The organism is Mycobacterium sp. 4858, from assembly GCF_900240975.1.
Taxonomy (GTDB): domain Bacteria; phylum Actinomycetota; class Actinomycetes; order Mycobacteriales; family Mycobacteriaceae; genus Mycobacterium.
The window spans coordinates 217,645-232,651 of record NZ_LT968776.1 but is presented as its reverse complement, the minus strand read 5'-3'; the positions used below and the strand labels follow the sequence as shown (position 1 = coordinate 232,651).

General features: G+C 69.6%; 13 protein-coding genes and 1 pseudogene. 11 read left to right on the top strand and 3 right to left on the bottom strand.

The annotated features are described in order from the left end of the window. The first annotated feature begins 32 nt into the window (after positions 1-32). The 4 genes from C1737_RS09260 (at position 33) to C1737_RS09245 (ending at position 7,606) form a co-directional block, all read left to right on the top strand. Positions 33-2,834, top strand: coding sequence for an AMP-binding protein (locus C1737_RS09260; protein ID WP_102417934.1), 2,802 nt, complete (start codon positions 33-35; stop codon positions 2,832-2,834). Between the two features lie 276 nt (positions 2,835-3,110). Next, complete coding sequence (locus C1737_RS09255; protein ID WP_067918636.1) at positions 3,111-4,364, top strand: S9 family peptidase; 1,254 nt, start codon at positions 3,111-3,113, stop codon at positions 4,362-4,364. Between the two features lie 16 nt (positions 4,365-4,380). Then, positions 4,381-5,781, top strand: coding sequence for a wax ester/triacylglycerol synthase family O-acyltransferase (locus C1737_RS09250; protein WP_068097161.1), 1,401 nt, complete (start codon positions 4,381-4,383; stop codon positions 5,779-5,781). A 154-nt stretch (positions 5,782-5,935) separates the two neighbouring features. Continuing rightward, positions 5,936-7,606, top strand: a complete 1,671-nt coding sequence (locus C1737_RS09245) for an HAD-IIB family hydrolase (RefSeq protein ID WP_233214727.1) — start codon at positions 5,936-5,938, stop codon at positions 7,604-7,606. 40 nt (positions 7,607-7,646) lie between these two features. Here the strand turns inward: C1737_RS09245 and C1737_RS09240 are convergent, their stop codons facing one another. Both C1737_RS09240 and C1737_RS09235 read right to left on the bottom strand, forming a co-directional pair. Next, entirely contained in the window at positions 7,647-7,862 is a 216-nt protein-coding gene (locus C1737_RS09240) for a hypothetical protein (RefSeq protein WP_197509063.1), read from the bottom strand. 198 nt (positions 7,863-8,060) lie between these two features. Next, positions 8,061-8,483 carry an Hsp20/alpha crystallin family protein gene (locus tag C1737_RS09235; protein ID WP_067918629.1) on the bottom strand — a complete coding sequence of 141 codons (423 nt, stop codon included), beginning with the start codon at positions 8,481-8,483 and terminating at the stop codon, positions 8,061-8,063. A gap of 150 nt (positions 8,484-8,633) precedes the next feature. On the opposite strand from C1737_RS09235, the gene C1737_RS09230 reads away from it, so the two are divergent. From C1737_RS09230 to C1737_RS09200, 7 genes are all read left to right on the top strand, one after another. Next, positions 8,634-10,739, top strand: a complete 2,106-nt coding sequence (locus C1737_RS09230) for an adenosylcobalamin-dependent ribonucleoside-diphosphate reductase (RefSeq protein ID WP_102419871.1) — start codon at positions 8,634-8,636, stop codon at positions 10,737-10,739. A gap of 132 nt (positions 10,740-10,871) precedes the next feature. Beyond that, a complete protein-coding gene (locus C1737_RS09225) occupies positions 10,872-12,032 on the top strand; it encodes a site-2 protease family protein (RefSeq protein WP_102417932.1) in 1,161 nt (386 codons plus the stop codon). Positions 12,033-12,108: 76 nt separating this feature from the next. Continuing rightward, a complete protein-coding gene (gene fdxA, locus C1737_RS09220; protein ID WP_067918625.1) occupies positions 12,109-12,465 on the top strand; it encodes a ferredoxin in 357 nt (118 codons plus the stop codon). Between the two features lie 7 nt (positions 12,466-12,472). Further along, a complete protein-coding gene (locus tag C1737_RS09215; protein ID WP_067918623.1) occupies positions 12,473-13,153 on the top strand; it encodes a metalloregulator ArsR/SmtB family transcription factor in 681 nt (226 codons plus the stop codon). Beyond that, positions 13,150-13,575 carry a hypothetical protein gene (locus C1737_RS09210; RefSeq protein WP_067918621.1) on the top strand — a complete coding sequence of 142 codons (426 nt, stop codon included), beginning with the start codon at positions 13,150-13,152 and terminating at the stop codon, positions 13,573-13,575. The genes C1737_RS09215 and C1737_RS09210 overlap by 4 nt, the downstream gene beginning before the upstream one ends. Before the next feature lie 31 nt (positions 13,576-13,606). Beyond that, positions 13,607-13,951, top strand: coding sequence for a cupin domain-containing protein (locus C1737_RS09205; RefSeq protein WP_067918620.1), 345 nt, complete (start codon positions 13,607-13,609; stop codon positions 13,949-13,951). 3 nt (positions 13,952-13,954) lie between these two features. After that, complete coding sequence (locus C1737_RS09200) at positions 13,955-14,896, top strand: nitronate monooxygenase family protein (RefSeq protein WP_067918618.1); 942 nt, start codon at positions 13,955-13,957, stop codon at positions 14,894-14,896. Between the two features lie 7 nt (positions 14,897-14,903). On the opposite strand, the pseudogene C1737_RS09195 reads toward C1737_RS09200, so the two are convergent. Continuing rightward, positions 14,904-15,005, bottom strand: a pseudogene (locus C1737_RS09195) (transcriptional regulator); the annotation flags it as partial. Positions 15,006-15,007: the final 2 nt, after the last annotated feature.

The window sequence follows — 15,007 nt, the reverse complement described above, 5'->3', positions numbered from 1 at the left end:
GCGCTTTCGGATCCCCGGCCGCTTCGTGACCAATGGCGACCCAAGACTGCGCTCCTCCGGTCCTGGCCCTGGTGCGAGGCCTCGTCGAAGAGGTTCACCCACAGGCCGCGTCGCCATCGGTGACGCTCGATAGCCCCTTCGACACACTCGGCATCGGCAGCCTGGAGCTGGCGGAATTGTTGCTGCGGGTCCAGGACAAGTTCGGGGTGGCGTTGCCGCCGCACATCCTGTCCAGTGCCGAGACGCCGCGCGACCTGGTGACGGCCCTCAATCCGGCCCTGGCGCGCGGCCGTCCGGCGGTGCGGGTGGGCCGTGGTGTCGTTTCGTTGCCGGCTACCGCGCCGCCCGCTTCGACGCCGGAGTCCGCGCAGAGCCTCAACGACATGCTCGGTTGGCACGCCGATGCCACGCCCGACCGGACCCATCTGCGCATCCTCGACGACACGGGCGACCCCCCGAACGGCTCCGACATGACCTATGGCGCCCTGCACCGGGAGGCGGCGGCCGTGGCGGCCGGGCTGATCGCACACGACGTGGCGCCGGGCGAGGCGGTCGCGATCATGTTGCCCACCTCGAGGGCGTATTTCGTGACCTTCGCCGGCGTGGTCCTCGCCGGCGCCGTGCCCGTCCCGGTCTACCCGCCGGCGCGCCCGTCCCAGCTGCCGGATCACCTGCGCCGCACCGCAGGCATCCTCAGCAACGCCCGTGCCACGCTGCTCGTCACGGTTGAAGAGGCCGTCACCCTCGGCCACCTGCTGCGCTCGAATGTCGAAAGCCTGCGTCACGTCGTCGTACCCGAATCCCTCACGCGCGCAGGCGAAGGCGCCACACGACCGCTTGCCCGGCCGCGGGCGGACGACCTCGCACTGTTGCAGTACACCTCCGGCAGCACCGGGCAGCCCAAAGGCGTCGCACTCACACACCGCAACCTGCTCGCCAACATCCGGGTGATGGGTCAGGCCGCCGGGGTGACCGGGTCGGACACGTTCGTCAGCTGGCTGCCGCTCTACCACGACATGGGCCTGATCGGTGCGTGGCTCGGTTGCATGTACTTCGGTGTGCCGCTGGTGGTGATGAGCCCGCAGGCGTTCCTGATCCGCCCGTCGCGATGGCTGTGGGCGATTCATGCCAACCGCGCCACCATGTCGGCCGGACCCAATTTCGCCTACGAACTGTGTCTGTCGAAGATCCGCGACGACGAGATCGAGGGACTGGACCTCAGCAGCTGGCGGTTGGCCTATAACGGTGCCGAACCGGTGAGCGCCGACACCATCGAGCGCTTCGGTGATCGCTTCGCCCCGTATGGATTTCGCCGGGAAGCGATGACCCCGGTGTATGGGCTGGCGGAGTCGTCGGTGGGACTGGCGTTTCCGCCGCCCGGCCGCGGTCCGGTGATCGACCGCATCCGCCGAGACACCTTTGCAAGGTCCGGGCGGGCCGAGCCCGCCAGGCCCGGGGAGCGGGACCGACGATTCGTCGCCTGCGGCCGGCCGCTGCCGGGACATGAAATCCGCATCGTCGACGCCGCCGGCAACGAGTTGAGCGACCGCCGCGAAGGCCGCATCGAGTTTCGCGGGCCGTCGGCGACAGCAGGCTACTTCAACAACCCGGCGGCGACGCGCGCACTGTTCCACGACGGCTGGCTCGACACCGGCGATCTGGGGTACACCGTCGAGGCCGACGTCTACGTGACCGGCCGGATCAAGGACATGATCATCCGGGCCGGGCGCAACCTGCACCCCGCGGAACTGGAAGAAGCGGTGGGCGGCATCAAAGGTGTCCGCAAGGGCTGTGTCGCGGTGTTCGCCTCTCCCGATCCCTCCGGCGGCCCCGAGCGGCTCGTCGTCATGGCCGAGACGCGAGCGCTGCGGGACGACGCACGCGCGGCACTACGCTCCGAAATCGCAGCCACCACAGTCGATCTGCTCGGGGTAGCGCCCGACGATGTGGTGCTGGCGCCGCCGCGCACGGTGTTGAAGACATCCAGCGGCAAGATCCGCCGGTCCGCCAGCCGGGCCATCTACCAGGCCGGCAAGATCGGCGCGCGACCGCGCGCGCTGTGGTGGGAACTGGCCCGGCTCCGCCTGCGCGGCGCGGCACCGTCGCTGCGCCGCGCCCGGCGCGCCGGGGCGGATCTGGCCTTCGCCGGCTACGCGTGGGCGGTGTACACCACGCTGGGGTTGTCGGTCGCCGTCTTGGTGCTGCTGCTCCCACGCGCGGGGTGGCGGTGGCAGGTGGCGCGGGCGGCGGTCCGGCTGCTGGCCCGCCTCACGGGAACCGCGATCACCGTGCACGGCCTTGACCACCTTCCCCCGGACGCGTCAATCGCGGTGGCCAACCACCCCAGCTGGATCGATCCGTTGGCGCTGGCCTGCGTCATGCCGCAATCGTTTCGCTTCGTCGCCGCCGAAGTCCTTGAGCATCAAGGGATCAACGGATTCGTACTGAGGCGGCTGGGCCACCAGTTCGTCGAGCGCCACGAGCGCGAACACGGCGTGGCGGACGCCGACCGGCTGGCCGGGCTGGTGCGTGCCGGCCAGTCGCTCGTCATCTTCCCCGAAGGCCGCCTGGCCCGCGCGCCCGGCCTGCGGCCGTTTCACATGGGTGCCTTCGTGGTGGCCGCCCGGACCGGGGTGGCCGTCACCCCGGTGGGGATTCGCGGGACGCGGACCATCCTGCGTCCAGAACACCACTTCCCGCGACATGGGGCCATCGACATCACCGTCGGTGAGCCCATCAGGCCCTCGGGCAACAGCTGGACCGCGGCGGTCGAACTGCAGCGTGCCGCGCGAGAAGCCATCCTGCTGCTGTCCGGGGAGCCGGACGTCGAATGAGCGGGCAGCCCGTGCGGGCGAGGTTCAGTCGTCGCGCTTGCTGACGGCCTGACCGGCGCTTCGGACCACGTTCCGGAAGAACTTGATGCGCGTTGCGGACCGCCTCGATGCTTGCTTGCGGTCGTTTTGACACGAGTGACGGAAGGCCCTTCGCGCCCGGTCAGGGGGCTCCGGGCCGGGGCGCCGGCCCTCGGCTTGACGGCCAAGGACTTTCGCGGCCGTGACCGGGCCGTAAGTCCCTAACACGCCGATTCGCGCGCCTGCTAACTTGCCACCATGGCGGTATCGACCAACAACGGTGCTCCCCGGCGCCCGGGCCCTTTGCCTCTGACCCCGCCCGGGGGCGTCGGCCTGGGCAGCGCCGTCAAACCGTTCACCAGCACCGGTCGGTACGTCGCCGAGTCGTGGCGCGACTACCTGAGCCAGGCGCCCGACGAGCTTCCCATCGCGCGACCCACCCTCGCCCTGGCGGCGCAGGCGTTTCGCGACGAGGTCGTCCTGCTGGGCCTGAAGGCGCGACGCCCGGTCAGCCGCCCCGAAGAATTCGAGCGGATCACGAGCGAGGTGGTCGCCGGGCTGAAGTTCTACGGCGACCGCGGATGGCTCGACAACCCCAAGAGGTTTTTCGGTGCCCCGCCACCGCTTTCGGACGTCGACGTGCGAAAGGTCAAGAAGGGCAAGCGCACCTTCTATCGCATGTCCTTCGACAGCGGGTATCTGCCCCGGCCCGGCGAGCCGGGCGCGGACCGGTGGATGGGCTACACCGCGAACAACCGCGAATACGCCCTGCTGCTTCGCCATCCGCAACCGCGGCCATGGCTGGTGTGCATCCACGGAACCGAAATGGGCCGAGCCGCTTTGGATCTCGCCCTGTTCCGGGCCTGGCGGTTGCACGAAGATCTCGGTTTGAACGTCGTCATGCCGGTCCTCCCGATGCACGGGCCCCGCGCCAGGGGCCTCCCGAAGGGCGCGGTCTTCCCCGGAGAGGACGTCCTCGACGACGTACATGCGACGGGGCAGGCGGTGTGGGACATCCGGCGGTTGCTGTCCTGGATACGCCGCCAAGAGCCCGAATCGCAGATCGGGTTGAACGGCTTGTCGCTGGGCGGCTACATCACCGCGTTGGTCGCCAGCCTCGAAACCGGGCTGACGTGCGCGATCCTCGGTGTCCCGGTCGCGGACCTGGTCGGCCTGCTCAGTCGGCACTCCGGGCTTGCCGCCGGCGATCCCCGCCGCCAGACGATCGAACTCGCCGAGCCCATCGGACGGATGACGTCACCCCTGTCACTGGCCCCGCTCGTGCCCATGCCGGGCCGGTTCATCTACGCGGGCGTCGCCGATCAGGTGGTGCACCCACGCGAGCAGGTCGTCCGCCTCTGGGAGCACTGGGGCAAACCCGAAATCGTCTGGTACCGCGGCGGGCACACCGGATTCTTCCGCGCCCGACCGGTGCAGCGGTTCGTCGAGGCGGCGTTGCAGCAGTCGGGCCTGCTGACCGGTACCGTAGACGAGCACGACCGCCCCGCCTAGCCGCGGAGGTTCGACGATGAACCCGCTGGATCCGCTCGACGCGGCGATGATGACCGCGGAGTGGGTGTCCAACCCGATGCACGTCGGTGCCGTGCTGATCCTGTCGCCGCCCGGCGACGCCGGGCCCGACTACGTCGACGAGTTGCATCGGATGACGCTGGCCGGGAACGGCTCGATCGATCCCCGGTTGCGCAAGTATCCGCACCGCGGTGTGGACACCGGTGGCATGTGGGTCTGGCGGCACATGGATCTCGTTGATATCAGCCGACATTGCCAGCGTCGCACCGTCTCCGGGGACGGTTTGTGGCGGCTGATCGGCGAGCTGGACGCACTGGGCCTCGATCGGTCACGGCCGATGTGGATGTCGTATCTGATCGACGGCCTCGACGGGGGCCGGTTCGCCTTCTACATCAAGGTGCACCACACCGTCGTCGACGGTGTGGCCGGATTCCGGATGATCACCGATGCGCTCAGCGACGACCCGGACCGGCGCTCGATGGCACCGTTTTATGCCGACTCCTGTGGCGAGCCCGCGGGGTCGTCGCCGGAGTCGGGCGGGCTGATCTCCCGGTTGTTGTCGCCGCTACGGTCGCTCACCGGCGCCGCCGTGTCGGGGGCGGGGCTGGTCGGGCGGGTGGCCACCGGCGAGATCGCCACCGTGCTGGACGCCCTGGTCGGGCACACCACCGCGCTGCCCCTCGGGGCGCCCTACACCCGGTTCAACGCCCGCCTGGGCCCCGAGCGCGCGGTGGCCGCGGGCAGCTGGGCAAACGATCGCATCAACGCCGTGCGGCAGGCGGCCGGCGTGACCGTCAACGACGTCCTCACCGCGATGGCCGCCGGGGTGGTGCGCCGCTGGTTGCTGGATATCGGGGAGCTGCCCAAGCGGTCACTGGTGGCCGCCTGCCCCATCACGGTGCGCGACCGTGAGGGCGAATCGCCAGACGATCGACATGGCAACAGGTTCGGGCTCTGGATGTGCCCGCTGGCCACCGATCTGGATGACCCGCTGGCCCGGCTCGATGCCATTCACCGATCGATGTCGGAGGGAAAGCACTGGGTGGCCAAACGGGGAGCGGCGGCGTCACTGCTGACGAACGCCGGAAGCATCGCGACGACGGCGATCGGCCCGCTGCTGCCGTTCACGCCGAAGATCCGCACCGGATACAACCTGCCGATTTCGCACGTTCGCGGCCCGGCTGCCGAAATGTATTGGAACGGCGCGCGTATCGAGGAAATGTATCCGGTTTCGACGGTCTACGACGGCCATGGGCTCAACATCACGACGTGCTCCTACGCCGACCGGGTCGGATTCGGCTACGCCGCGGGCCGCGACGTGGTGCCCGACATCGAGACGCTGATACCCCTGACCGAGCAGTCGCTGGCTGAGCTGGAGGATGCGCTGGGCGCCGCCTGACGGCTCGGCGCCGTGACGCGTCCGGGCCACTCGTCAAAGCGGAACGGGACGAACGGCCCTAGAAGGCCACGGGCGGCCGGCCATACGTTGAGCATGGGCATCGGGAGATCGGATCTCCCGGCGCCAGCATTCGGATTGCGTTCGGCGAATACAGGTGGGCGAGGCTTTGGCGTTTTTCAAGGTGGTCGCGGTCGACCTCGACGGCACCCTCACGTCGGGCGGCAAACTGGATCCAGAGGTCCTGCGGGCGATCGACCGGGCACGCGGCGGCGGCCTGACGATCGTGGTGGTCACGGGCCGCATCGGGGCCGAATTGCACGCCGAGTTCCCTCAGTTGGCCGGCCACGTCGATGCGTTGGTGCTGGAGAACGGTGCCGTGGTGTGGTTCGACGGGGAGGCCCGGTCGCTCACGCCGGCGGTGGGTCCGGAGCTCGACGAAGCGCTCAACGATCGGGGGATCCCGTTCCGGCGGGGCGAGGTGCTGGTGGCCGTCGACGGTGAGCACGTCGCGGACGTCGCCGAGGTGATCGGTGAGCTGGGAATGGACTACCAGCTGGTCCGAAACCGCGCCGCCCTGATGGTGCTGCCGGCGGGCATCACCAAGGGCACCGGCTTGACCGCGCTCCTGGAGGCGATGAACCTGTCGCCCCACAACACCGTGGCCGTGGGCGACGCGGAGAACGATCTGTCGTTGCTCGGCGTCGCCGAGGTCGGTGCGGCGGTGGCCAACGCCGTCTCGTCGGTGCGGCGATTCGCCGACGTGGTCCTGGACGAGCCGGATGGAGGCGGTGTCGCCGGACTGCTGAACAGCCCGTATCTTTCTGGGGCGGAACGATTCTGCCCGTCGCGCCACTGGCTCGAGATCGGAACGTTCGAGGACGGGACCCCCACCAGGTTGCCGGGGAGCCAGGCGCGGATCCTGGTCACCGGCCCGGCCGCGTCGGGCAAGAGCTATCTCGTCGGCCTGATGGCGGAGCGATGGGTCTCGGCCGGCTACTGCGTTCTGGTCATCGACCCCGAGGGTGATCACCTGCAGCTGCAGCAGCTCGGCCACGTGCAGGTCGTCGACGGCGGCCACCACCTCCCGGAACCCGCCGAGCTGGTCAACGCGTTGCGTCCCAACTCCGGCATGGTGGTCGATCTGTCGGGACTCGCCGAGCCGGGCAAGACCGACTACGTGCATCGGCTTCGATCGACCGCCGAGGCGCACCGCGAACGGTACGGCTACCCGCATTGGGTGGTGTACGACGAGGCCCACCTCCTCGGCATGGGGGAGGAAGCTCATTGGGCACGCCGCGGCGGCTACGTCCTGTGCTCGTTCGTCCCGGCATCGTTGCCCGCCCACGAGGCCGACAGCAGCGACGTCGTGCTGGAGCTCACCCGGTCCGACGCGGCCACGGACCTCGCCTCCCGGCGCCGCGCCACCATCCGATTCGGCTCGGGGCCACCCCGCGAGTTCACCATCGGGGAACGCCACACCAGGCACGTCCGGCACCGCCACAAATATGCCGACATCCACCTTCCGCCGGAGCGGCGGTTCTACTTCCACAACCCTGACGGCCTGCCCATCGCCCCGGCCGCGACGATGCATGACTTCACGGTCGCGTTGCGGCATCTCGACCAGCAAGCGCTCGAATACCATCTCGAACGGGGCGACTTCTCCCACTGGCTGGAAGGCACCATCGCCGACAAGGAGCTCGCGACGCGGGTGGCGGCCTGGGAGGACGACCTGGAAGCCCGTCGCGCCGCCGATCTGGAACGCATCCGCCAGCAACTGGTGGACGCCGTCGAGAAACGTTACCTGCCTTCGGAACAACGCCACTGAGCCCGGCAGGGCCTCGCGTGGCGCGACCCGCGGGAAACGATCAGCCTCGCGCCAACCGCGAGGTACGGCCCACGTGGACCATGATTCGTTCCAGGACGCTGTTGGCCAGGTCGCCGTCGTCGGCAACGCGAGACAGGCCACGGCGCCGCAGGAACGTGTCCAGGCGTCGATCGGGGGACCAGTCGGCATAAATCGGGCCGAGATACCGCGACTGCAGGAATTCCGAAGCCAGGGCGTCCACGTCAGAGTCGGTCAACAACATCGTCGGGCTATTGCCCATAGCCGTGATGCTCCTTTGTTCGGCCGCAAATCGCACCAGCAAAATTACGTCAGACGTCGCCATTATTGCGTCACGCGAAGATTGCGGATAGGGCCCAAAGTCATCACCGGAATCCGCCCGCGCAACCAGCAGGTCGGGCCCGGGCGACGCTGCCCGGGCCCGCACTTCAGCCGGCTATTTGGCGGCGACTTTGACGTGCTTCTCCTCGGGTGCGGGCTGCGAAACCGGCACGGAAACAGTCAAAATGCCCTTGTCGTAGGTGGCCTTGATGTCGTCCTCGTTGGCGTTGGACGGCAGCGACACGGTGCGGACGAACGAGCCGTAGGAGAATTCCGATCGGCCGTCGAATTCCTTCTTCTCGCTGCGCTCGGCCTTGATGGTCAGCTGACCGTCGCGGACGGTGATATCGATGTCCTTGGCCGGGTCGATGCCGGGGATCTCGGCGCGCACCTCGTAGCGGCCGTCGACCATTTCGTCTTCCAACCGCATGAGCCGGGTGTCGAACATCGAACGGAGTCCGGCAAAGGACGGGAACGCCGAAAAGAACTCGGGGAACAGCGGGTGCGGTTTTTGGGCCGCGGGCAGGCTGGTGGTCATTGTCTTCTCCTACAGATGTTGTCACTTGTGTTGTCACTTGCCTGAAACGGACACCTTCGATCCGACCACGCGAGCCGGCGCCAGGGTAGGGACGGAAGTCCTTATCCCGTTTCGGGCGACGACTTTTGGCGCGACGGGGATACTCGGATGATGGTCGGGACAGCGCGGTCCGCACGGTGGCCGTCGAGCGTCCGGCGCCGGGACGGGCGCCTGGTGCCGTTCGACCTGGGCCGCATCGAAACGGCGATCGCCCGGGCAGCGCGCGAGGCCGGGCATCGCGACCCCGACCTGGCCGGTGCGCTCGCCAGTTCGGTAGCCGACGCCCTGGTGGGTCGGTCCCGCAGCGGTATTCCCACGGTCGAGGACATCCAGGATCTGGTCGAGGCGCAGCTGGGGGCGGCCGCCTTGGACGACGTGGCCCGCGCCTACGTCGTCTACCGCCAGCAGCATGCCGAGCTGCGCGCGACCAAAGAGCTGATAGGCGTGCGCGATGAACTGAAATTGAGTGTGGCGGCAGTGACGGTGCTGGGCGAACGCTATCTGCGGCGAGACGACCGTGGCGGGCCCGTGGAGTCGACCGGCGAAATGATGGACCGCGTCGCGAACCATGTCGCGGCAGCCGAGGAGCGGTACCGTCGCGGGTCCTCGGCCATGTGGTCCCAACGATTTTCGGCGATGCTTCGCGGCCTCGAGTTCCTGCCCAACTCGCCGACGCTCATGAACGCCGGTACCGAGCTGGGCATGCTCTCCGGCTGTTTCGTTCTCCCGGTGCAGGATTCGCTGCACTCGATCTTCTCCGCGCTCGCCCAAGGCGCGGACATCCACCAGGCCGGGGGAGGGACCGGCTACGCGTTCAGCCACCTGCGGCCCGCCGGTGACCTGGTGGCCCGCACCGGGGGCACGGCCAGCGGGCCGCTGTCGTTTCTGCGGCTTTTCGACTACGCCGCCGCGGTCATCTCGATGGGTGGTCGCCGGCGCGGCGCGTCCATGGCCGTGCTGGACGTGTCGCACCCCGACATCTACGACTTCGTCACCGCCAAATCCGGCTCGCCGAGCGAGCTCAACCAGTTCAACCTCTCGGTCGGGGTGACGGACGAGTTCTTGCGCGCCGTCGGGGCAGGCCGCAGCCACCGCCTGGTCAACCCGAGGACCGGCGCGACGGTCGCGACCGTCTACGCTGCCGACCTGTTCACCGCGATCTGCGAGGCGGCGCACCGGTGTGGGGATCCGGGGCTGGTGTTCCTCGACACGATCAACCGCGCCAATCCCACGCCGGCGCTGGGCCGGATCGAGGCGACCAACCCGTGCGGCGAAGTCCCGCTGTTGCCCTACGAATCGTGCAACTTGGGGTCCATCAACCTGGCCCGGATGGTCACCGGCGGTGGCGTCGACTGGGACCGCCTCGCGGCGGTGGCCGAACTCGCCGTGCGCTTCCTGGACGACGTCATCGACGTCAGCCGCTTCCCGTTCCCCGAGATCGAGGCGGCCACCACGGCCACACGCAAGGTCGGGCTGGGCGTGATGGGCCTGGCCGAGATGCTGGCCGGCCTGGGCATTCCGTACGACAGCGAACGGGGCGTTCGACTGGCCGGGCGGATCGCCCGCACCATCGGCCGGGTTGCGCACGCCGCCTCGGAGCGACTGGCCGAGGAACGCGGACCGTTTCCGGCCTTCGGCGACAGCCGGTTTGCGGGGTCGGCGCCACGGCGCAACGCCCAGCTCACCTCGATCGCACCGACCGGCACGATTTCCCTGATCGCCGGCACGAGCGCGGGGATCGAGCCGATGTTCGCGATCGCCTACGTGCGTGCCGTCATCGGGCGACGGCTGCTCGAAGTGAACCCGTGCTTCGACCGCCTCGCCCGCGACCGAGGCTTCTACCATCCCGACCTCATCGCCGAAATCGCCCGGTGCGGCGGCGTGCGCGGAGACCCGCACGTGCCCCCCGAGGTGCGCGCGGCGTTCCCCACCGCGGCGGAAATCGCCCCGGAATGGCACCTGCGGATGCAGGCCGCCGTGCAGCGGCACGTCGACGCCGCGGTCTCCAAGACCGTCAATCTGCCGGCGGAGTCGACGGTCGAGGACGTCCGCGCGATCTACCTGGCCGCGTGGAAGGCCAAAGTGAAAGGCATCACCGTCTACCGCTACGGCACCCGGGAAGGACAGGTGCTCAGTTACGTCGGTTCCGACCAGGCGCTGCTCGCCGCCGACGCCACGTTCAGCGGCGGTTGCCTGGGACGGAGGTGCGAGTTTTGACCGTGTCCAAAGTAGGCCGATCGGCGGCGCCAGCGAGGTCCAACGGCCCTAGTGACGACCCCGGCGCCGCCCTACTTTCGGAGAGGAGACGGCGGTCTAATCGCCCGGCCGCAACGACTTTGGAGGTTTGAGGTGCGCGATGCGATCCCGCTGCGGCGGATCGCCGGCTTTCCGGTGAATGTCCACTGGAGCGTGCTGGTCATTCTGTGGTTGTTCACCTGGAGCCTGGCAAGCACCCTTCCCGGCAGCGTCAAGGGGTATTCGCCGGTCGCCTACTGGGCGGCCGGAGCGTGTGGCGCGCTGGTGCTGCTGGCCTCGCTGGTGGCGCACGAACTGGCGCACGCCGTGGTCGCCCGCCGCGCCGGGGTGGCCGTGGGGAGCGTGACGCTCTGGCTGTTCGGCGGTGTGACGACCCTGGGCGGCGAGGCGAAGACACCCCGGGCGGCGTTGCGGATCGCGATTGCCGGCCCGGCCACCAGCCTTGCGCTGGCGGCCCTCTTCGGCGGCCTCGTTGTGGTGCTGCCGATGGCCGGCGCCGCCCCCATCGTGGTCGGCGTCGCCTCCTGGCTGGCGGGCATCAACCTGCTGCTGGGCCTGTTCAACCTGCTTCCGGGCGCGCCCTTGGACGGTGGCCGGGTGCTGCGCGCCTTCCTGTGGCGCCGCCACGGCGACAGCGTGCGCGCCAGCATCGGGGCCGCGCACGCCGGCCGGGTGGTCGCGTTCATCCTGATCGCGTTGGGCTTGGCCGAATTCCTGTTGGGCGGGCTCGTCGGCGGCGTCTGGTTGGCCTTCATCGGCTGGTTCATCTTCGCGGCCAGTCGCGAAGAGGAGATGCGGATATCGACCCAGCAGATGTTTTCGGGGGTGCGCGTCGCCGACGCCATGACGGCCCGGCCCCATACCGCTCCCGGGTGGATCACCGTCGACGACTTCGTCCAGCGCTACGTGCTCGGCGACCGCCACTCGGCGTACCCGGTCGTCGACCAGAGTGGCGCGGTCTCGGGGCTGATCACGCTGCGGCAGTTGCGGGACGTCGCGCCCGGGCGGCGCACCACCACCACCGTCGGCGACGTCGCGCAACCGCTGCACGAGGTGCCCTCCGGTGCTCCCCAGGAGCCGCTGACCGCCCTGCTGGAGCGCATGGCGCCCGCCGGTCCGCGCAGCCGCGCCCTGGTGTTCGAGGGCGACCAGGTGGTCGGCATCGTCACCCCCACCGATGTGGCGCGGCTGATCGAGGTATACCGGCTCGCCCATCCCGAAGACGCGAAACCGGCGTCGGCCCAAAGCGTTTAGGCCGTCGACCGCTATGCCGGCGGATGTTCTCCCTAGGCCCTCGTTTTTACAAGAGTCATTGTGTAAACTCAGCCGCATGACGTACGTGATCGGAAAGCCGTGCATCGACGTGATGGACCGTGCCTGTGTGGAGGAGTGCCCCGTCGACTGCATCTACGAGGGCGGCCGGGCGCTCTACATCCATCCCGACGAATGCGTGGACTGCGGCGCGTGCGAACCGGTGTGCCCGGTCGACGCCATCTACTACGAAGACGACCTGCCCGAGGAGCTCAGACCGTACCTGGCCGACAATGAGGCGTTCTTCGCCGAGACGCTGCCGGGCCGCGACGCCCCCTTGGGATCTCCAGGTGGGGCGGCCAAGCTGGGGCCGCTCGGTGTAGACACGCCTTTGGTGGCCGCTCAGCCGAGGGCCGACCAAGCGGAAGGAGCGTGAGGGTCCCGTGAAGTTGCCGCCCCCGTCGATCGGGGAATCCGCCAGCCGGCGCCGCGAGGTGCTGCGGGTCTTGCGCAGATCACCCGACCCCATGAGCATCGCCGCGATCGCCGAAATGCTGGGCGTGCACCCGAACACCGTTCGCTTTCACCTCGACAGCCTGGTCGGCGACGGGCAAGTGGAGCATGTCGAACCGGGCCGCAAGGGGCCGGGCCGCCCTCCGCTGATGTTCCGCGCCGTCCGGCAGATGGACCGCGGCGGCACGCGGCACTACCGCCTGCTCGCCGAGATCCTGGCCACGGCGTTCGCCGGAGAACGTGATGCGGGCGCCAAGGCCCAGGCCGCGGGCCGGGCCTGGGGGCACAAACTGGAATCCAGCCTGGAAGCGGTGCCCACGCGGCCCGCCAGCGCCGACGACGCCATCGACCATCTGGTCAACATGCTCGACGAACTCGGCTTCGCGCCCGAGCGCCGGGCGGCCGACGGGGACCAACAGGTCGGCCTGCGGCACTGCCCGTTCCTGGAGTTGGCCGAAAACCGGACCACCGTCGTCTGTCCCGTGCACCTGGGCCTCATGCAGGGCGCCATGGAGGCCTGGGGGGCGCCGGTGTCAGTCGAGCGGCTCGACGCGTTCGTCGAACCGGATCTGTGTGTGGCGCACCTGGCGTTGCAGAACGCGGCCACATGAGCACCGGCCCGGCGATCGCCGTCGCCGTCACCTTCGTGTGGCTCGGCATGGTGCTGGCCATTTCCTTCCTGGAAGCGCCGCTGAAGTTCCGCGCGCCCAACGTGACCTTGCAGATCGGGCTCGGCATCGGGCGCCTGGTGTTTCGCGCTCTCAACACCGTCGAGGTCTGCTTCGCCCTTGTCGTCCTGGCGATCGTGGTCGCCGGCCCGACGCGGGCGGGCACCGCCGCGGCGATCTTCGTCGCCGTCGGCGCGCTGGCCCTGCAGTTGATCGCGGTGCGCCCGCGATTGACGCGGCGATCCGACAGTGTGCTCGCCGGGTCGGAGGGGCCGCGTTCCCGAGCCCACTACGTGTATGTGGCCTTGGAGGTGGTCAAGGTTGGCGCGCTCGTCGTGGCGGGGATACTGCTACTGACGGCCTGATCGCCTCCGCTCAACCGCAAAGGACTCAGCTATGGAATCGATCTCGTTGACCGGCCTCGCATCCGAAAAGCTGGCCGAGGCCAAGGAATCGCACAGCGGGCGGGCTGCCCACACCATCCACGGTGGCCACACCCACGAGCTCCGGCAGACGGTGCTGGCTTTGCTTGGCGGCCACGAACTTTCCGAGCACGACAACCCGGGTGAGTCGACGCTGCAGGTGCTGCAGGGTCACGTCCGCCTGACCACCGGCGCCGACGCGTGGGACGGCAAGGCCGGCGACTATGTCGCGATCCCGCGGGAACGGCACGCCCTGCAGGCGGTCGAGGATTCGGTGGTCATGCTGACCGTCCTCAAGACCATCCCCTCGGCTCACTAGCCGATGCTTTCCACGCCCTGGTCACGGGACTTCGGGCTGCGGGTACCGATCGTCAACGCGCCGATGGGCGGGGTCGCCGGTGGCCGGCTGGCCGCGGCGGTCACGGCCGCGGGCGGTCTGGGCATGGTCGGCATGGGCAGCGTCGCGACGAGGGAACTGCTCCGGACCCAGCTGGAGCACGTGCGGGGCAGGTTCGGCATCGGCCTGGTCGATTGGGTGATGCGCACCGAGGCGGGTCTGCTGGACGACGCCCTGGCCGCGCGGCCGGCGCTGCTGTCGGTCAGTTTCGGCACCGACTGGTCATGGGTCGCCAAAGCCCACGACGCCGGGATCCCGACCGCCACCCAGGTGTACGACGGCCTCGGGGCGCGAGCGGCGGCCGATGCCGGCGTCGACATTCTGGTGGCCCGGGGCTCGGAGGGCGGCGGGCACGGGGAGACGAAGCTCGCGACCCTGCCGTTGCTCGACAGTGTGCTGGATGCCGTCTCGGTGCCGGTGCTCGCCGGCGGCGGGGTCGCGTCGGCGCGCAGCCTGGCCGCCGTGCTGGCCGCCGGGGCGAGCGGCGCGTGGGTGGGCACCCGCCTGGCCGCCTGTCCCGAGGCGCTCTCCGGCGACGGCAGCCGCCGCGCACTGATCGCGGCCCGGGCCACCGACACCGCGGTCACCCGGGCCTTCGACGTCGCCCAGGCCCGGCCGTGGCCCGCGCGATTCCCGTCCCGGGTGTTGACCAACGACTTCGTCGAGCGCTGGACCGGCAAGGAGGACGCGCTCGACCCGCAGGCCTGCGACCAACTCGCGGCGTCCATCGCGGCCGACGACCGCCGGGTCGCCCCGGTGGACGCCGGTCAGGGCGTCGGGATGATCCGCGACGACGCACCGGTCGCCGAGGTGATCGACGAAATGTGTTCGGGCGCAGAGCGTTTGCTGTCCGGCTGGGGCAAGTAGCGGCGGGCTACCCGTCGCCCGGGGTCAGCACGACGCAACAGCGGTCCTGCCCGGGGCATAGCCGGGCGTCGGGCCCGTGCGGCGCCAGGGCGTCGGCCACGCCGGTGATCG